Source organism: Salmonella sp. 32070601201500089SM, assembly GCF_017573605.1.
GTDB classification, from domain to species: Bacteria; Pseudomonadota; Gammaproteobacteria; order Enterobacterales; family Enterobacteriaceae; genus Salmonella; species Salmonella enterica.
Genome location: NZ_JAGETK010000006.1, coordinates 70,206 through 87,733, shown reverse-complemented (window position 1 = coordinate 87,733; position 17,528 = coordinate 70,206). Strand labels below are relative to the sequence as shown.

General features: G+C 54.0%; 18 protein-coding genes. 10 read left to right on the top strand and 8 right to left on the bottom strand.

The features are described from left to right. Positions 1-174 precede the first annotated feature (174 nt). Positions 175-351 carry a hypothetical protein gene (locus J4728_RS24100; protein ID WP_000469259.1) on the top strand — a complete coding sequence of 59 codons (177 nt, stop codon included), beginning with the start codon at positions 175-177 and terminating at the stop codon, positions 349-351. A gap of 66 nt (positions 352-417) precedes the next feature. Here the strand turns inward: J4728_RS24100 and zupT are convergent, their stop codons facing one another. Further along, the gene (gene zupT, locus J4728_RS11710) at positions 418-1,191 is read right to left on the bottom strand and encodes a zinc transporter ZupT (protein WP_000115871.1); all 774 of its coding nucleotides are present in this window, start codon (positions 1,189-1,191) and stop codon (positions 418-420) included. A gap of 140 nt (positions 1,192-1,331) precedes the next feature. Between zupT and ygiD the strand changes: the two genes are divergently transcribed. Continuing rightward, entirely contained in the window at positions 1,332-2,120 is a 789-nt protein-coding gene (gene ygiD / locus J4728_RS11705; RefSeq protein ID WP_001520560.1) for a 4,5-DOPA dioxygenase extradiol, read from the top strand. A 61-nt stretch (positions 2,121-2,181) separates the two neighbouring features. On the opposite strand, the gene J4728_RS11700 is transcribed toward ygiD, so the two are convergent. The 3 genes from J4728_RS11700 to tolC all read right to left on the bottom strand — a co-directional run bounded on the left by J4728_RS11700 (position 2,182) and on the right by tolC (position 5,710). After that, positions 2,182-3,345 carry a glutathionylspermidine synthase family protein gene (locus tag J4728_RS11700; protein ID WP_000442833.1) on the bottom strand — a complete coding sequence of 388 codons (1,164 nt, stop codon included), beginning with the start codon at positions 3,343-3,345 and terminating at the stop codon, positions 2,182-2,184. A 5-nt stretch (positions 3,346-3,350) separates the two neighbouring features. Next, positions 3,351-4,022, bottom strand: coding sequence for a DUF1190 family protein (locus J4728_RS11695; RefSeq protein ID WP_000831528.1), 672 nt, complete (start codon positions 4,020-4,022; stop codon positions 3,351-3,353). 212 nt (positions 4,023-4,234) lie between these two features. Next, positions 4,235-5,710, bottom strand: a complete 1,476-nt coding sequence (gene tolC, locus J4728_RS11690; protein ID WP_072100990.1) for an outer membrane channel protein TolC — start codon at positions 5,708-5,710, stop codon at positions 4,235-4,237. Between the two features lie 200 nt (positions 5,711-5,910). Between tolC and nudF the strand changes: the two genes are divergently transcribed. The 5 genes from nudF to parE are packed head-to-tail and all read left to right on the top strand — an operon-like array spanning position 5,911 to position 10,315. Then, entirely contained in the window at positions 5,911-6,543 is a 633-nt protein-coding gene (gene nudF, locus J4728_RS11685) for an ADP-ribose diphosphatase (protein ID WP_001231952.1), read from the top strand. After that, positions 6,540-6,962 (top strand): DUF1249 family protein, encoded by a 423-nt coding sequence (locus J4728_RS11680; protein ID WP_000833404.1) that lies wholly within the window; start codon positions 6,540-6,542, stop codon positions 6,960-6,962. The genes nudF and J4728_RS11680 overlap by 4 nt, the downstream gene beginning before the upstream one ends. Positions 6,963-6,986: 24 nt before the next feature. Continuing rightward, complete coding sequence (gene cpdA, locus J4728_RS11675) at positions 6,987-7,814, top strand: 3',5'-cyclic-AMP phosphodiesterase (protein ID WP_000444735.1); 828 nt, start codon at positions 6,987-6,989, stop codon at positions 7,812-7,814. After that, positions 7,814-8,395 (top strand): esterase YqiA, encoded by a 582-nt coding sequence (gene yqiA, locus J4728_RS11670; protein WP_000105725.1) that lies wholly within the window; start codon positions 7,814-7,816, stop codon positions 8,393-8,395. Before cpdA ends, yqiA begins: the two co-directional genes overlap by 1 nt. A gap of 27 nt (positions 8,396-8,422) precedes the next feature. After that, on the top strand, positions 8,423-10,315 hold the full coding sequence (gene parE, locus J4728_RS11665; RefSeq protein WP_000195318.1) for a DNA topoisomerase IV subunit B: 1,893 nt from the start codon (positions 8,423-8,425) through the stop codon (positions 10,313-10,315). Positions 10,316-10,439: 124 nt separating this feature from the next. Here the strand turns inward: parE and J4728_RS11660 are convergent, their stop codons facing one another. The 4 genes from J4728_RS11660 to qseB form a co-directional block, all read right to left on the bottom strand. After that, entirely contained in the window at positions 10,440-10,754 is a 315-nt protein-coding gene (locus J4728_RS11660) for a putative quinol monooxygenase (protein WP_001626736.1), read from the bottom strand. A 31-nt stretch (positions 10,755-10,785) separates the two neighbouring features. Continuing rightward, on the bottom strand, positions 10,786-11,367 hold the full coding sequence (locus J4728_RS11655) for an NAD(P)H-dependent oxidoreductase (protein ID WP_000065416.1): 582 nt from the start codon (positions 11,365-11,367) through the stop codon (positions 10,786-10,788). A gap of 106 nt (positions 11,368-11,473) precedes the next feature. After that, on the bottom strand, positions 11,474-12,823 hold the full coding sequence (gene qseC / locus J4728_RS11650; protein ID WP_208211779.1) for a quorum sensing histidine kinase QseC: 1,350 nt from the start codon (positions 12,821-12,823) through the stop codon (positions 11,474-11,476). Continuing rightward, positions 12,820-13,479, bottom strand: coding sequence for a quorum sensing response regulator transcription factor QseB (gene qseB, locus J4728_RS11645; protein ID WP_054171627.1), 660 nt, complete (start codon positions 13,477-13,479; stop codon positions 12,820-12,822). The genes qseC and qseB overlap by 4 nt, the downstream gene beginning before the upstream one ends. A gap of 151 nt (positions 13,480-13,630) precedes the next feature. Here qseB and J4728_RS11640 point away from each other — a divergent pair, with 151 nt between their 5' ends. From J4728_RS11640 to parC, 3 genes are all read left to right on the top strand, one after another. After that, a complete protein-coding gene (locus tag J4728_RS11640; protein ID WP_000731552.1) occupies positions 13,631-14,023 on the top strand; it encodes a YgiW/YdeI family stress tolerance OB fold protein in 393 nt (130 codons plus the stop codon). A 71-nt stretch (positions 14,024-14,094) separates the two neighbouring features. Next, complete coding sequence (locus J4728_RS11635) at positions 14,095-14,961, top strand: GyrI-like domain-containing protein (protein WP_000998810.1); 867 nt, start codon at positions 14,095-14,097, stop codon at positions 14,959-14,961. 110 nt (positions 14,962-15,071) lie between these two features. Continuing rightward, positions 15,072-17,330, top strand: a complete 2,259-nt coding sequence (gene parC, locus J4728_RS11630; RefSeq protein ID WP_208211777.1) for a DNA topoisomerase IV subunit A — start codon at positions 15,072-15,074, stop codon at positions 17,328-17,330. The last annotated feature ends 198 nt before the right edge of the window (positions 17,331-17,528 follow it).

Below are 17,528 nucleotides of genomic sequence, written 5' to 3'. Positions count from 1 at the left end.
CGACATTGTTTTCTGCTTAATACCTCTTTCATTATTGTGTTTCACCACTGATTTATATGATCAAAATCATTTATTTGTTCCACAAATATGCCAGTATATGAATACGTCAAAATAAGGGTATGTAAAATTTTAACGTTAAATGTTTAGTGATGTTAAATTTTAAGGGTAAAAAGGATGTTTATTGCCTGGTATTGGATAATATTAATCGTTCTGGTGGTAGTAGGGTATATTTGCCATATGAAGCGTTATTGCAGAGCGTTTCGGCAAGACAGAGATGCATTACTTGAAGCGCGAACGAAACGTTTTCGCCAGACGAGCGAAGGCGACAGCGTGATGAATGAGCAGAAATAGCGCATATCCTTGACGGGCAGCCGGATGTTGCCTGGCTAAAGGCCTGCATCCGGCGCGACGTTTCTCTTAACCGATACCTATCGTCTGCAAAATGACGAGACTGAGCCCCATGATGGACATACCGCAAAGCACGCCATAGCTGGGGTTATTGTTAGGATCGATCTCTTTTGCCAGCGGCATCAGTTCATCGACGGAGAGCGCCACCATAATACCGGCGACTGCCGCCATGATAGCCGCCATAACGATTGGCGAAACCAGACTGCCCAAAATCAGCCACGCCAGCACGCCGCCAAGAATTTCCGCCATGCCGGAGATACCGGCCCAAAAAATCGCGGTACGTTTTGAGCCCGTCGCGGCATAAACCGGACCGGCAACCGCCAGACCTTCAGGAATATTGTGCAACGCCACCGCCAGTGCGATGCCGAAACCCAGTTCAAGATTGCTGCTGGCAGTGACAAAGGTGGCGATCCCTTCCGGAAAGTTATGCAGGCTAATGCCGAGCGTCAATAAAATCGCAGTGCGTTTTATCGAGCCGGGAAGCGGCTGCTGCCTTTTTTGCATCAGATCCTGCGGATGAGCGTGAGGAAGCAGGCGGTCCAGCCCGAAGTAGCCCAACAGGCCGATAATAAACATTCCGTAGCCCAGTACAGGCGACATCCCCTCGGTATCAAGCGCGGCGGGCAGCATCTCCATCAGCGAGATGAGCAGCATGATCCCTGCGGCGAAGCCCAGCGAAAAAGCCAGCACGCGGTTAGACGGTTTTTGGCCAAGAACGCCAAGAAACGCGCCAATAAAGGTGGCAGCGCCCGCCAGTAAGGTCAGAATAAGTGGTACTGACATCCATTACTCCTTATCAATTTGCCGTCCGAACCTGACCTTCAAAATAACTGATGATCTTCATCATAGTTATCTGAGTTCTTCCTCTGTGAAGAAAGCGTATGGTGATGTTAACAAAATGTCTTTCCTGTAAGGATAACATCATGTCTTTAACGTGTATGCCAGCATTGTTTTTGGGGCATGGCAGCCCGATGAACGTGCTGGACGATAATGATTATACCCGCGCCTGGCGGCGATTGGGGGAAGCCCTGCCGCGACCACAGGCGATAGTGGTGGTATCGGCGCACTGGTATACCCGTGGGACTGGCGTCACAGCGATGGAAAGGCCGCAAACTCTCCATGATTTTGGCGGTTTTCCGCAGGCGCTGTATGACACGCATTATCCGGCCCCTGGATCGCCTGCGCTGGCGCAGCGTCTGGTTGAACTGTTGGCTCCCGTTCCCGTCGCGCTCGATAAAGAAGCGTGGGGATTTGATCACGGCTCTTGGGGCGTATTGATCAAGATGTACCCGAATGCGGATATCCCGATGGTGCAGCTTAGTGTTGATAGTACCAAACCGGCGGCATGGCATTTTGAGGTGGGCCGTAAACTGGCGACGCTGCGTGACGAAGGCGTGATGCTGGTGGCCAGCGGGAATGTGGTTCATAACCTGCGGACTGTGCGTTGGCACGGTGACAATATACCGTATCCCTGGGCGGCGTCATTTAATGACTTTGTGAAAGCCAACCTGACGTGGCAGGGGCCGGTAGAACAGCACCCGCTGGTGAATTATCTGCAACATGAAGGGGGCGCCTTATCGAACCCGACGCCGGAGCACTTTTTGCCTTTGCTGTATGTACTTGGCGCCTGGGACGGCAAGGAACCTATCACCATCCCGGTCGACGGTATTGAGATGGGCAGTATAAGTATGTTGTCGGTGCAGGTGGGGTAGGCCGGATAAGGCGCGGAATGATTGCCCGATGGCGCTACGCGCATCGGGCTTACAGGAAAATCTATCCTTCGACAAAAATATGCGGATAGAAGCGGGAGAGATCCTGGGTGATCAGCGCCCGATCTTCACGGATACCAATTCCGGCGGGCTGATCGTTAATCAGCCAGCTACCAATCAGGGTGTAACTGTCGCCGAATTTTGGCAGCGGATAGAACTGTTGCACGATCATACCCTCTTCGCCATACGGGCCTTCCACGGATTCGATCGTTTTACCGTTTTCAATAATCGATACGTTCGCCCCTTCGCGGGAGAAGATCGGTTTCACGACATATTTATCCATTGGCGGATGTTCGTCTTCGGCGAAATACGCAGGCAACAGATTCGGATGGTCCGGGAACATCTCCCACAACAGCGGCAACAACGCTTTATTGGAGATAATGCTTTTCCAGGCCGGTTCCAGCCAGCGCACGCCGGCATCTTCCAGCTTGGTGGAAAACATCTCGCGCAGCATAAATTCCCACGGATAGAGCTTGAACAGGTTCGCAATGACCTGATCCTGCAGATCCGTAAATTGGCCTTTTTCCCCCAGACCAATATCGTCGATATAGAGAAATTCGGTGGCGATTTCCGCTTCGGCCGCGCAATCCTGTAAATACTGAATGGTGCCGCGATCCTCAACCGTATCGCGACAGCAGGTGAGATGCAGCAACTGAAAACCGTACTGCTCGCGAAGTTCAGCAAAGCGTTCAATCAGCTTTTCCTGCAGGCTATTAAACTGATCGCTGCCTTCCGGCAGATTGCCCGCGTTGATCTGATCTTCCAGCCAAATCCACTGAAAAAACGCCGCTTCATACAGCGATGTTGGCGTGTCGGCATTATTTTCGAGCAGCTTAGGCTCGCCGATGCCGTCCCAGGCCAAATCGAGGCGGGAATAGAGCGACGGTTGTTGCGTTTGCCAGGACTGGCGAACAAAACCCCAGGTATGTTTTGGAATACGAAACTTCGTCATCAGCTCATCGCTGGCGATGACGCGTTCTACTACCTTGAGGCACATCTGGTGCAGCTCGGCGGTAACGTCTTCCAGTTTTTCCACCTGGGCGAGCGTTAACTTGTAATAAGCGTCTTCACACCAGTACGGTTCACCATACATAGTGTGAAAATTAAACCCGTATTCAGTCGCTTTATCGCGCCAGTCCGGGCGCTCGGTAATACTGACTCTTTCCATGCGTATCAGCCGCCCATCGAACGTGTTGAAGTACCGGCAGCGCTACGCTGCATGGTGCTCTGTTTGGCGACGGATTCGCCAAAACCGCCGCGGGTAACGGTTGTTGTGGTGGCAGGTTTCGGCGCCATCGCGGTTTTCGGTACGGTCATTGTCCGGCCCGGTTGCGCCGCGCCGTAGTTTTTACCTGCCGCATCGGTATATTTGCCGTATGCAGGGCTGGCCGGGTTTTTCGAGCTAAACAGCGGCTGTTGCGCAAAGCCTGCGCCGCCGCCCATCAGACGCCCCATCATGTAACCTGCCATAAGCGGCATCCAGAAACTGCCGCTGGATTGTTGGGCCTGCGCCTGATTTTCCGGTGCCATGCCAGCCTGTGCGGGCGCTTGCTGGCACTGACCTTCGCCAAACTCGGCGACGCAATCTTCGCGTGTAGCGTACTTAGGCGCAGTACGTTCGGCCTCTTTCAGCGCATTGTTATATGCGGTTGTACACTCCGCGCTTTTGCCCGGATTCGCCGCTGAACAGTCATCAGCGTTTTGATACAGCGATACGGTTTCATCGCTTTTTTCACAGCCAGCCAGCATAAAAACAGCCGTAACCGCCAGGGCGACCGGCGTTAAATGCCGCGCGCTCCAGCTTTTGCGAAATGATGCGTGATGGATGGATTTTGTCCGTTTCATATTTGTCTTCCAGGACCCAGTGGTAAATACAACATGCCTTCAGAATAGAGGATGACTGGTCGAAATTGAAGCGAGAAAAGGCGAGAATGCGGCGGAATAGCAGGATCTTTACGTTGCCTTACGTTCAGGCGCGGCTTCATGACAGGTAGCGCCGCGCTTACCAGACCTATAAGGGCACAGGTCTGATAAGCGCAGCGCCAGCGAATAACTTATCAATGCCGGAATGGATTGCCGTTATTGCTGTTGGCGCGAGCGGCGGTCGGCTGTACTGCCGGCGCGGCGCTATGGGCATTATAACCGTCTGCGGCAGCATCCTGCTCTGGCGTTTCCGGCGCTACGCTTTCCGGCGACGTCGGGATAGGTTTACCCAACGTACTGTTAAGCGCGAGCAGATCCTGCTCGTTCAGCGTACCGAGCGCATATTTGATATTTAACTGATTAATCAAATAGGTATAACGCGCGTTGGCCAGTTGCTGCTTGGCATCATACAGAGTGGTGGTGGCATCCAGTACGTCAACAATGGTACGTGTACCGACCGAGTAACCGGCTTCCATTGCATCCAAAGAACTTTGCGCGGAAACGACTGCCTGTTTATACGCGTTGATGCTGCTGATGGAGGCGTTAATATTGTTAAAGGAAGAACGTACGGTCTGCACCACGCTACGGTGCGCGCTTTCCAGCTGTTCGCTTGCGCCGACGAAGTTATACTGCGCCTGTTTTACCTGCGAGTTAACCATCCCGCCTTGATACAGCGGCAGGGAGAAGTTCAGGCCGATTTTATTCTGCCCCATGTTGCTATCGTCGTACTGGGCGGCGTTGGTTTTAGAACCGCTATAAGAGGTATCAGAAATGCCGGTTGAGGCCGTTAAATTCAGCGTCGGCAGATGGCCATCCTGCGCCTGACGGATTTGCTCGCGCGCCAGATCCTGACTTAAACGCGCCTGCAACAGCGACAGGTTACGGTTTTCCGCTTCCTTCAGCAGCGCATTAACAGCTTTGGGTTTGTCGGTTTTAAAATGCTCGACGTTAAGCGACGCCAGCTCCGGGTAATAATTGCCGGTCACCTGGCGCAGCTCTTCTACCGCGTTATCCAGGTTGTTGCGGGCGGTCACTTCATTCGCCAGTACGGTATCATATTGCGCACGGGCGTTTTGCACGTCGGTAATGGCGACCAGACCCACGTTAAAACGTTGCGTCGTTTGATCTAACTGACGGTAGATAGCCTCTTTTTGCGCCTGGGTATAGGAAAGCACATCAATAGCGTTCAATACCTTAAAATACGCGTTCGCGGTATTGAGGATCAGCGTCTGCTGATCGGTCTGATAGGTGACATCCTGAATGCCTGCTGCTTTTTCTTGCAGGGTGAGCCCACGCCATTTCGACATATCAAACAGTGTCTGCGTTAATTGCAGGGAAGCGCTGGTTTCATTGGAGTTGATACCGTTCGCATCGCGATAACCGTTGCTGTAGGTGTAGTCGGCACCTAAACCCAGTTGCGGCAGTAAAGGACTACGCGCTTCGTTAATTTTTTCGAATGCAGCATCGCGATCGGCAGCGGATTTACGCAATTCCGGGTTGCTCAGGCGTGCTTGCTGATAAACTTGCATCAGGTTCTCTGCCTGGCTTAGTGTGCTGAACCCCGACAGGCTCAGGCCGATAAGGATGGGGAGCAATTTCTTCATTTGCATTCCTTGTTGTGAAGCAGTATTTAGCGCTGATCAATTTGTAAAAATAATTGCTGATTCTAGCAGAATCCGCCACTGCAAAAAGTTGGCGTTACGTGCCATACGAGCCTTAATTGGCACCAATTTACCACAAGGGTGATAAAACAGCAGTCAACCACCCTTGAAATTCATCATTTAATCATTATTGCTAGCAGGGCAGCACAATGCGTAAATCAGACAACTTGCCAGTTACTTTCACCAAAAGCGATGTAGAAATTATTGCACGGGAAACGCGCTATCGCGGTTTTTTTTCATTGGATGTGTATCGATTCCGCCATCGTTTATTCAACGGAGAAATGAGTGGCGAGGTAAAGCGCGAAATTTTTGAGCGCGGGCACGCCGCCGTCTTGCTACCCTTTGACCCTGAACGCGACGAGGTGGTGCTGGTCGAACAGATTCGTATTGCCGCGTACGACACAAGCGTTACGCCGTGGCTGCTGGAGATGGTCGCCGGCATGATAGAAGAAGGCGAAACCATTGAGGCGGTCGCCCGGCGGGAGGCGATGGAAGAAGCGGGGCTGACCGTAGGCCGCACCCGACCGGTCATCAGTTACCTGGCGAGTCCAGGAGGAACCAGCGAGCGCTCATCTATTCTGGTGGGTGAAGTGGACGCCACGACCGCGGTAGGTATTCATGGTCTGGCGGATGAAAACGAAGATATTCGGGTTCATGTGGTAAGCCGGGAACAGGCATACCAGTGGGTAGAAGAGGGGAAAATCGACAACGCAGCCGCAGTCATCGCTTTGCAATGGCTTCAGTTGCATCATCAAGAGTTAAAAAACGAGTGGAAAAAATGAAGCGTTATACACCTGACTTCCCAGAAATGATGCGTTTGTGCGAAACCAATTTTTCGCAATTGCGCCGCCTGCTGCCGCGCAATGACGCCCCCGGTGAAACGGTGAGCTATCAGGTGGGCAACGTACAATATCGGTTAACGATTGTGGAATCGACCCGATACACTACGCTTGTAACGATCGAGCAAACGGCGCCAGCCATCACCTACTGGAGCCTGCCGTCGCTGACGGTGCGCCTCTACCATGATGCGATGGTGGCTGAAGTGTGTTCAAGCCAGCAGATCTTTCGCTTCAAAGCGCGGTATGATTATCCAAATAAAAAGTTGCATCAACGCGACGAAAAGCATCAAATTAATCAGTTTCTGGCCGACTGGCTACGATTCTGTTTAGCACATGGAGCGATGGCGATTCCGGTTTATTAGCGTCGTGAAACCTAAGGACACCATTTGGAAAGCCTGTTAACCCTACCTCTGGCTGGTGAGGCCCGAGTCAGGATTTTACAAATTACAGATACTCACCTGTTTGCCGAAAAGCATGAAACGCTGTTAGGCGTCAATACCTGGGAAAGTTACCAGGCCGTGCTGGAGGCTATTCGGGCGCAACAGTATGAATATGATCTGATCGTGGCCACCGGCGATCTGGCGCAGGATCAATCCGCTGCGGCTTATCAGCATTTTGCTGAGGGTATCGCAAGCTTTCGCGCGCCTTGCGTTTGGCTACCGGGCAATCATGATTTTCAGCCGGCAATGTACAGCGCGCTGCAAGAGGCGGGGATTTCCCCGGCTAAACGCGTGTTAATCGGTGAACAATGGCAGATTTTGTTGCTGGATAGCCAGGTGTTTGGCGTCCCGCATGGCGAACTGAGCGAGTTCCAACTGGAATGGCTTGAGCGTAAGCTCGCCGATGCGCCAGAGAGACAGACATTGCTCCTTTTGCACCACCATCCGTTGCCGGCAGGGTGCAGTTGGTTGGATCAGCACAGCTTGCGTAATGCCGGTGAGCTGGATAGCGTGCTGGCGAATTTCCCGCGTGTAAAATATCTGTTATGCGGACATATCCACCAGGAGCTGGATCTTGACTGGAACGGTCGCCGTCTGCTGGCGTCGCCGTCAACCTGCGTACAGTTCAAACCGCACTGCGCGAACTTTACGCTGGATACTATCGCGCCGGGCTGGCGTACGCTGGAGCTCCGGGCGAACGGCGTCCTGGAGACGGAAGTGCATCGCCTGCAGGATACCCGGTTCCGACCCGATACCGCTTCGGAAGGATACTGATGTCTACGCTTCTCTATTTGCACGGATTCAACAGTTCCCCTCGCTCGGCAAAAGCGTGCCAGCTAAAAAACTGGCTGGCGGAGCGTCATCCGCATGTCGAGATGATCGTCCCTCAGCTGCCGCCGTATCCTGCCGATGCGGCGGAGTTGCTGGAATCTCTCGTGCTTGAGCATGGCGGTGCGCCATTAGGGCTGGTAGGATCGTCGCTGGGTGGTTATTACGCCACCTGGCTGTCGCAATGTTTTATGCTGCCGGCTGTGGTGGTGAATCCCGCCGTGCGGCCCTTTGAATTACTGACCGACTATCTCGGTCAGAACGAGAACCCCTACACCGGGCAGCAATATGTGCTAGAGTCTCGCCATATTTATGATCTTAAAGTCATGCAGATTGACCCGCTGGAAGCGCCGGACCTGATCTGGCTACTGCAACAGACGGGCGATGAAGTGCTGGATTACCGCCAGGCGGTGGCATATTACGCCTCCTGCCGTCAGACAGTGACCGAGGGTGGTAATCACGCATTCACGGGCTTCGAAGATTATTTCAACCAGATTGTCGATTTTCTTGGACTGCACAGTTGCTGACAATCAATTCGAATTGCTAATTAAACCATGACGCAAACTTATAACGCTGATGCCATTGAGGTACTCACTGGGCTTGAGCCGGTACGCCGCCGCCCGGGGATGTACACCGATACGACCCGCCCCAACCATTTGGGTCAGGAAGTGATTGATAATAGTGTGGATGAAGCACTGGCAGGTCACGCCAAACGCGTGGATGTCATTTTACATGCCGATCAATCGCTGGAAGTGATTGACGACGGACGCGGGATGCCGGTGGATATCCATCCGGAAGAGGGGGTTCCGGCGGTAGAACTGATCCTCTGTCGGCTTCATGCCGGCGGTAAATTCTCCAATAAGAACTATCAGTTCTCTGGTGGTCTGCATGGGGTGGGGATTTCGGTAGTAAATGCCCTGTCAAAGCGCGTGGAAGTGACCGTGCGCCGCGACGGTCAGGTCTATAACATCGCGTTTGAAAACGGCGAAAAAGTGCAGGATTTGCAGGTTGTCGGCACCTGCGGTAAACGTAATACTGGCACCAGCGTGCATTTCTGGCCGGACGAAAGTTTCTTCGACAGCCCGCGTTTTTCTGTCTCTCGCTTAATGCACGTTCTGAAAGCAAAAGCGGTGCTGTGTCCCGGCGTGGAAATCACTTTTAAAGATGAAGTGAATAACAGCGAGCAGCGCTGGTGCTACCAGGATGGTCTGAACGACTATCTGGGCGAAGCGGTAAACGGCCTGCCGACGCTGCCGGAAAAGCCGTTTATCGGTAATTTTAACGGTGAAACGGAAGCGGTTGACTGGGCGCTATTGTGGCTGCCGGAAGGCGGCGAATTACTGACGGAAAGCTACGTCAACCTGATCCCGACCATGCAGGGGGGGACGCACGTCAACGGTCTGCGCCAGGGCCTGCTCGACGCGATGCGCGAATTTTGCGAATACCGCAATATTCTGCCGCGCGGCGTCAAACTGTCGGCGGAAGATATCTGGGATCGCTGCGCTTATGTGCTCTCCGTGAAAATGCAGGACCCGCAATTTGCCGGGCAGACTAAAGAGCGTCTGTCGTCGCGTCAATGTGCGGCATTTGTTTCCGGCGTGGTGAAAGATGCCTTCAGCCTGTGGCTGAACCAGAACGTGCAGGCGGCGGAACAACTGGCAGAGATGGCGATTGCCAGCGCGCAGCGGCGACTGCGCGCCGCAAAAAAAGTGGTACGCAAAAAGCTCACCAGCGGTCCGGCGTTGCCGGGGAAACTGGCGGACTGTACCGCGCAGGATCTTAATCGGACCGAGCTGTTCCTTGTGGAAGGGGATTCGGCGGGCGGTTCCGCCAAGCAGGCGCGCGATCGCGAATATCAGGCGATCATGCCGCTCAAAGGTAAGATCCTTAACACCTGGGAGGTCTCTTCCGATGAAGTGCTGGCCTCGCAAGAGGTGCATGATATTTCCGTGGCGATCGGTATCGATCCGGACAGCGACGATCTGAGTCAGCTGCGCTACGGCAAGATCTGTATCCTGGCGGATGCGGACTCCGATGGTTTGCATATCGCTACTCTGCTTTGCGCGCTGTTTGTCAGACATTTCCGCGCGCTGGTGAAGAATGGTCATGTCTATGTCGCGCTACCGCCACTATACCGTATCGATTTGGGTAAAGAGGTCTATTACGCGCTGACGGAAGAAGAGAAGGCGGGCGTACTGGAACAACTGAAGCGTAAGAAAGGCAAGCCGAACGTACAGCGTTTCAAAGGCCTGGGTGAAATGAACCCGATGCAGTTACGCGAAACCACGCTTGATCCAAATACTCGCCGCCTGGTGCAGCTCACCATTAGCGATGAAGACGATCAGCGTACTAACGCGATGATGGATATGCTGCTGGCGAAGAAACGTTCTGAAGATCGACGCAACTGGCTACAGGAAAAAGGCGATCTCGCGGATCTCGACGTGTAACGGTTGTTGCACGCTTTATCCGGTCTGCGCGCCGCAGGCCGGATAAGCGAATTCGACATGACGCCGCAGCCTGATGGCGACACTTGCGCATCGCATCAGGGAGACGTCAGACGAGGGTAATAACTTAAACGCCGGATTCCAGAATACGAATATTCATTTCCAGCACATCGTCTTTTACCGCGTCGCTGTAGGCTTTCATATGCGGGGTTTGCAGATGCGCCTCAAGGTGCGCAACGCTTTCCCACTGTTCAATCATCACGATCGAGTCAGGCGCCAGAGTCTGAAAACTCACGCCCGCGGCATGATCCACCATCGGCGCGTAACCGTGGCACCCCTCTTCTTTAAGAACGGTTGGAATAATTTGCGCAAACTGGTCGAGGACGGCCTGACGGTGATGTTGGCCCGGACGCGTGCGAATTTCGGCAATGACGGTAAGCATGGTTAACTCCTTCTAATTCCAGGATGACCAGTTAAGCAAAAATTTCGCTCAGATGCTTGCGATATTCTGCGGTATAGCGCGGAACATCCGGCATTTTAATCACGTCGTTGGCAATAAACGTTGGCAGCGCGTCCATGCCCAGGAACTGGTTGGCTTTATGGAATGGCAGATAGACGCCATCTACGCCTACGCCGTGGAAAAACTGATCTTTTTCGGTAAATGCTTCCATCGGCGCGTTCCACGTCAGTGACAGCATATATTTTTTCCCCTGCACCAGACCGCCGGAACCGTACTTTTTAGCGGCATCGGAACGCGTGCGGCCATCGCTGGCATAGAGCGTACCGTGACCTTCGGTAAAGACATCATCCATATATTTTTTTACTGTCCATGGCGCGCCCATCCACCAGCCTGGCATCTGCCAAATCACCACGTCAGCCCAGACGAAATTCTGCACCTCTTCTTTAATGTCATAGTCGCTGTCGGCGCGGACGATCTTAACCTGATGACCCAGATCGCGCAGCAGCCCATCGGCAACTTCGGTCAGGGTGTCATTCAACTGGCCGTTGGAGTGCGCGAATTTTTTCGCCCCGTTGATAATCAGGATGTTACTCATTTTGTGTCCTCAAGAAATGCGTTTGCTGCTGATTCTACGCTGACGGGCGGTGCGGTGAAATTAGCAAAATGTGCAAAGTCTTTTGCGTTTTTGGCAAAAATCTCTGCTACCAGCGTACTACGGCCTCAAATCCACCTTCCGCGGCGTTGCCAAACGACACCGTCATGCCGTGCAGCGTAGCGATGCGGCGGACGATTGATAATCCCAGACCGCTGCCGGTCACACTTTGGCCTGGCGGGCGGTAAAAACGCTCGCCGATATGCGTCAGAATCTCTGGCGCTACGCCGGGGCCATTATCTCTGACGGTGAAGCTGCGGGCATGTAAGGTAACGTCGACGACGCTGCCCTGCGGACTGTAGCGAATCGCATTATCCAGCAGGTTACGCACTAACAGGCTTAAGAGTAGCGGCTGGCCGGTACGTATGACGTCATGGGCGTTAAGCTGTAAACGCACGTCGATATTCGCCTGCTGCGCCGGATGATAAATATCCATTACCGCGGACTGCAGCAGCTCTTCCAGCGAAATCTTCGCTACATCCTGCAAATTATTGAGCGAGTCGAGACGCGATAACGTCAGTAGCTGATCGACCAGCCGCGTGGCGCGATCGATCCCCGCATGGAGCTGGGTCAGCGCTTTATCACGCGATAGCGGATCGTCGCCCGAGAGCTGCGCCACCTCGGTTTGTACTTTCAGCGCGGCCAGCGGGCTGCGCAATTCATGGGCGGCGTCGGAGGTAAATCGCCGTTCGCGCACCATCATGGAGTGGATGCGGCTAAAAAGCTGATTAAGCGCTTCGACCAGTGGGCGAACCTCGCTCGGTACGCCTTTGGCGTCGAGCGGCGTTTCCGATTCCGGCGACCGGAAGCGTAGCGCCTGCGCCAGTTTTTTCAACGGTCTGAGCTCGCGGTGAAGCAGGAGCAATAAAATCAGCAGCATGAAGGGAAGGGCGATCAGCCACGGCGTTAATTGCGCCGCTACGATCGCCAGCGCCATATCTTCGCGGTAATCCCACTCCTGACCGACGACGATACGATACTTGCCGTCCGCCGAGTTCAACCACAAAAAACGCCAGAGGTCGTTGTCATCCTTCAGATAGCCATTGTCGAAACCTTCCCGGCGATAGCGATACGGAATATCCTGACCGTTGTCGCCATCATGCAGCAACATTTTGCCATCAGCGGAAAAGATGGCGAACGCCAGCGCATCGTCATCGATATGCCCATGTTTTAATTTCTTTGGCGTATGCGCCATGCGCTGCGGGGCGTTGATCTCGTTAAGATCGAGGGTGCTAAGCCGTCTGGCGAACAACATCAACTGTGTGTCAAACAGCTCGTCGACATTATCCGTCGTCTTTCTCCAGGCCACAAAACTGGAAATTGCCCAAGTGATGGAGACCAGAATCAGGAAAATAAGCGTCAGCCTGACGCGCAGGCTGAGACGTTGCGTCAATTTCATGCGTCACCCAGGGTGTAGCCGATGCCGTGTACGGTGCGAATAAATTCGCTGCCGAGCTTGCGGCGTAAATGATGAACATGGACTTCCACTGCATTGCTGGACACGTCGTCATCCCAGTTATACAGCTTCTCTTCAATAAGCTTGCGCGGCAGCACGCGACCTTTGTTGCGCAGTAAGAGTTCCAGCAACGCGAACTCTTTTGGTTTTAGGGCCAGTGGTTCGCCGGCAAGCGTCGCGACGAGATTGCCTGGATTGAGCGTCACCTGGCCGTGGCGCAATTCGCTACTGGCCTGACCGCTGGCGCGGCGTACCAGCGCCTCCAGACGGGCGGCGACCTCAATGAGCGCGAAAGGTTTACATAAATAGTCATCGGCGCCCAGACGTAGCCCCTCGACACGCTCTGCTAACGCGTCGCGCGCCGTCAGGATCAGCACCGGTTCCTGTTTACCCTTTTCGCGCCATTCGCGCAAAATATCCCGTCCGTCCATGCTTGGCAGCGTCAAATCTAAAATAACCGCATCATAAGGCGCGCTGTAAAGCGCCTCTTTGCCCGGGCGTCCCTCGGTAAACCAGTCGACGCTGAAACCCATTTTACTCAGGCCCGCTTTTATGCCATCGCCAATAAGTGTGTCATCTTCTACCAGTAAAATTCGCATCTGTTCTTCCTTGCGGTAACTCGCGTTACCGTCAGTTAACCTTGTCGCCGCAGGCGATGTACAGAAAAAAAGATTCTTTTTTTGCCTTAAGAAGTTGTTAAGGATTACCTTATTAAATGGATCTGAAACGACATGAAAGGGAAAAGTAATCATGAAAAAATTAGCTGCAATCGTTGCCGTTATGGCACTGTGTTCTACCCCGGTTCTGGCGGCTCAGCAGGGCGGTTTCTCCGGCCCGTCGGCGACGCAAACGCAAGGCGGCGGATTTGTCGGCCCGAACGGCAGCAGCACGACGGTAGAGAGCGCTAAATCGCTGCGTGACGATGCGTGGGTAACGCTGCGCGGGAATATCGTCGAGCGCATTTCCGACGACCTGTATGTGTTTAAAGATGCGACCGGTACTATCAATGTGGATATTGACCACAAGCGCTGGAACGGCCTGACCGTAACCCCGCAGGATACCGTTGAAATTCAGGGTGAAGTGGATAAAGACTGGAACTCTGTCGAAATCGACGTAAAACAGATTCGTAAAGTGAATCCGTAATCCCACATTGCGCAAGATCGGTCAGGATTCACAGCCGCCCGGTGGGCAGAATAGGCCACAAGGAGGCAGTGATGAATGACCTGATCAGCGCGGCTTATTCCGAACGTCTGCGGCGCGTTTGCGACCACATTGAGCGTCATCTGGATGAGCCTCTGTCGCTTGAGGTGTTAAGCCGGATGGCGCACAGCTCGCCGTTTCATTTTCACCGGCAGTTTACCGTCTGGAGCGGGCTTCCGCTCTATCGCTATATCCAGTGGCTGCGTTTGCGCCGGGCGTCATGGCGGCTGGCGTTTAATCCGCAAGATAAAGTTATCGATATCGCGCTGGATGCCGGATTTCAGAATCCGGAGTCGTTCACACGTGCTTTCAAAACCGCGTTTGGTCAAAGCCCGCGCCGGTTTCGGCAATCGCCGGACTGGCTGGCCTGGCACCAACGCGTTCCTAAACTTGCGTTACAGGAGCAGCATGTCATGGACGTAAAAATCGTTGAATTTCCACCTACCCGCGTCGCGATGCTGACGCATCTGGGGCATCCGGATAAGGTCAACGCCAGCGCGGCGAAATTTATTGCATGGCGGCGCGAAACGGGGCAGTCGCCGATTGCCAGCAGTCAAACTTTTGGTATTGCCTGGCACGACCCGCAGACGACGCCGCCGGATCAATTCCGCTTTGATATCTGCGGCAGCGTCCACCAGCCGATAGCCGAAAATGACGTTGGCGTGGTGAATAGCGAGATTCCTGGCGGGCGCTGCGCGGTGGTACGCCATCAGGGATCGCTCGACAGCCTCCCGGAGAGCGTGTGGTATTTATTCCGCGAATGGCTACCGGCCAGCGGCGAGACGCTGCGCGATTTTCCGGTCTTCTTCCAGTACCTGAATTTCGTCAATGAGGTGGCGGAACATGAGCTGCTGACGGATATCTATCTGCCGCTTCGTTAACTTCCTCGTCACCTGGCTCACGGTTTGTGACTCAGACCGTGAGATAGGGTATTATCTGCGGCAATATTGCCGTCCGAACGGTCAGCATGCAGATTGAGGATCCCCTGTTAATGAGCGATATGGCAGAGCGCCTTGCGCTACATGAATTTACGGAAAACGCCTACTTAAACTACTCCATGTACGTGATCATGGATCGTGCGTTGCCGTTTATTGGCGACGGCCTGAAGCCGGTACAGCGCCGCATCGTCTATGCGATGTCAGAGCTGGGGCTGAACGCCAGCGCTAAATTTAAAAAATCCGCCCGTACCGTCGGTGACGTACTGGGTAAGTATCATCCGCACGGCGACAGCGCCTGCTATGAAGCCATGGTGCTGATGGCGCAGCCGTTCTCTTACCGTTACCCGCTGGTCGATGGCCAGGGAAACTGGGGCGCGCCGGATGATCCGAAGTCATTCGCGGCAATGCGTTATACCGAATCTCGCCTGTCCAAATATGCCGAGCTGCTGTTAAGCGAACTCGGTCAGGGGACGGCGGACTGGGTGCCAAACTTCGACGGCACGATGCAGGAACCGAAAATGTTACCGGCGCGTCTGCCGAACATCCTGCTGAATGGCACCACCGGTATAGCGGTGGGCATGGCAACAGATATCCCGCCGCACAACCTGCGCGAAGTGGCGAAAGCGGCGATTACGCTGATTGAGCAGCCGAAAACGACGCTGGATCAGTTGCTGGATATCGTTCAGGGGCCGGATTACCCGACCGAAGCGGAGATCATTACCCCACGTGCGGAAATTCGTAAAATTTACGAAAACGGGCGGGGCTCCGTGCGTATGCGCGCGGTATGGACCAAAGAAGACGGCGCTGTGGTAATTTCCGCGCTGCCGCATCAGGTCTCTGGCGCGAAAGTGCTGGAACAGATTGCTGCGCAGATGCGTAATAAAAAACTGCCGATGGTGGACGATCTGCGCGATGAATCAGATCACGAAAACCCGACGCGTTTAGTGATTGTGCCACGCTCCAACCGTGTGGATATGGAGCAGGTGATGAACCATCTGTTCGCCACCACCGATCTGGAAAAAAGCTACCGTATTAACCTGAACATGATCGGTCTGGATGGTCGTCCGGCGGTGAAAAACCTGCTGGAGATCCTCACCGAGTGGCTGGCGTTCCGCCGCGACACGGTACGCCGTCGTCTGAACTATCGTCTGGAGAAAGTGCTTAAGCGCCTGCATATCCTCGAAGGTTTGCTGGTGGCGTTTCTCAACATCGACGAAGTGATTGAGATTATCCGTAACGAGGATGAGCCGAAACCCGCGCTGATGTCGCGTTTCGGCATCAGCGAAACCCAGGCGGAAGCGATTCTCGAACTGAAACTGCGCCATCTCGCCAAACTGGAAGAGATGAAAATTCGCGGCGAGCAGGACGAGCTGGAAAAAGAGCGTGACCAGTTGCAGGGCATTCTCGCGTCTGAACGCAAAATGAATACCTTGCTGAAAAAAGAACTACAGGCAGATTCCGATGCCTATGGCGACGATCGCCGTTCTCCGCTGCGTGAGCGCGAAGAAGCTAAAGCGATGAGCGAACACGACATGCTGCCGTCCGAACCGGTGACTATCGTGCTGTCGCAGATGGGCTGGGTGCGCAGCGCCAAAGGTCATAATATTGATGCGCCGGGGCTTAACTATAAAGCGGGCGACAGCTTTAAAGCCGCGGTGAAAGGTAAGAGTAATCAACCGGTGGTGTTTATTGATACCACCGGGCGCAGCTATGCTATTGATCCCATTACGCTTCCGTCGGCGCGTGGGCAGGGCGAGCCGCTGACCGGCAAACTCACGCTGCCGCCGGGGGCGACCGTAGAGCATATGCTGATGGAAGGCGATGACCAGAAACTGCTGATGGCGTCGGATGCGGGCTACGGCTTCGTTTGTACGTTTAACGATCTGGTTGCCCGTAACCGTGCCGGTAAGGCGTTGATTACACTGCCGGAAAATGCGCACGTCATGCCGCCGCTGGTGATTGAAGACGAGCACGATATGCTGCTGGCGATTACCCAGGCCGGACGGATGTTGATGTTCCCGGTAGACTCTCTGCCGCAGCTGTCGAAAGGCAAAGGGAATAAGATCATTAATATCCCCTCTGCAGAAGCGGCGAAAGGCGATGATGGACTGGCGCACCTGTACGTGCTGCCGCCACAAAGCACTCTGACTATCCATGTCGGGAAGCGCAAAATCAAACTGCGCCCTGAAGAGTTACAGAAGGTGGTCGGCGAACGCGGACGCCGTGGCACATTAATGCGCGGCCTGCAGCGTATCGATCGCATTGAGATTGATTCACCGTATCGCGTAAGTCATGGCGACAGCGAAGAGTAAGACAGGGGCACCCGTAAGCCGGACAAGGCATCTAAGCCGCCATCCGGCGCTCTGCCGTTGCCGGATGACGACGCAGTAGCGTCTTATCCGGCCTACGGTTTCAGATCGGATTAACATTAAAATTTCCCGTAAAACCGTTGTTTATTCGTGCATTGCGATTAACAATACGTTTTTCCAGAGAGCCACACTTACCAAAAT

Bases quoted from the DNA above. Each gene is read 5' to 3' on its own strand.
- qseB (WP_054171627.1), bottom strand. From the start codon at position 13,479: ATGCGAATTTTACTGGTAGAAGATGACACACTTATTGGCGATGGCATA.
- zupT (WP_000115871.1), bottom strand. From the start codon at position 1,191: ATGTCAGTACCACTTATTCTGACCTTACTGGCGGGCGCTGCCACCTTT.
- J4728_RS11700 (WP_000442833.1), bottom strand. From the start codon at position 3,345: ATGGAAAGAGTCAGTATTACCGAGCGCCCGGACTGGCGCGATAAAGCG.
- nudF (WP_001231952.1), top strand. From the start codon at position 5,911: ATGCGTAAATCAGACAACTTGCCAGTTACTTTCACCAAAAGCGATGTA.
- J4728_RS11680 (WP_000833404.1), top strand. From the start codon at position 6,540: ATGAAGCGTTATACACCTGACTTCCCAGAAATGATGCGTTTGTGCGAA.
- J4728_RS11635 (WP_000998810.1), top strand. From the start codon at position 14,095: ATGAATGACCTGATCAGCGCGGCTTATTCCGAACGTCTGCGGCGCGTT.
- parC (WP_208211777.1), top strand. From the start codon at position 15,072: ATGAGCGATATGGCAGAGCGCCTTGCGCTACATGAATTTACGGAAAAC.
- qseC (WP_208211779.1), bottom strand. From the start codon at position 12,823: ATGAAATTGACGCAACGTCTCAGCCTGCGCGTCAGGCTGACGCTTATT.
- J4728_RS11660 (WP_001626736.1), bottom strand. From the start codon at position 10,754: ATGCTTACCGTCATTGCCGAAATTCGCACGCGTCCGGGCCAACATCAC.
- tolC (WP_072100990.1), bottom strand. From the start codon at position 5,710: ATGCAAATGAAGAAATTGCTCCCCATCCTTATCGGCCTGAGCCTGTCG.
- J4728_RS11655 (WP_000065416.1), bottom strand. From the start codon at position 11,367: ATGAGTAACATCCTGATTATCAACGGGGCGAAAAAATTCGCGCACTCC.
- ygiD (WP_001520560.1), top strand. From the start codon at position 1,332: ATGTCTTTAACGTGTATGCCAGCATTGTTTTTGGGGCATGGCAGCCCG.
- J4728_RS11695 (WP_000831528.1), bottom strand. From the start codon at position 4,022: ATGAAACGGACAAAATCCATCCATCACGCATCATTTCGCAAAAGCTGG.
- J4728_RS11640 (WP_000731552.1), top strand. From the start codon at position 13,631: ATGAAAAAATTAGCTGCAATCGTTGCCGTTATGGCACTGTGTTCTACC.
- parE (WP_000195318.1), top strand. From the start codon at position 8,423: ATGACGCAAACTTATAACGCTGATGCCATTGAGGTACTCACTGGGCTT.
- J4728_RS24100 (WP_000469259.1), top strand. From the start codon at position 175: ATGTTTATTGCCTGGTATTGGATAATATTAATCGTTCTGGTGGTAGTA.
- yqiA (WP_000105725.1), top strand. From the start codon at position 7,814: ATGTCTACGCTTCTCTATTTGCACGGATTCAACAGTTCCCCTCGCTCG.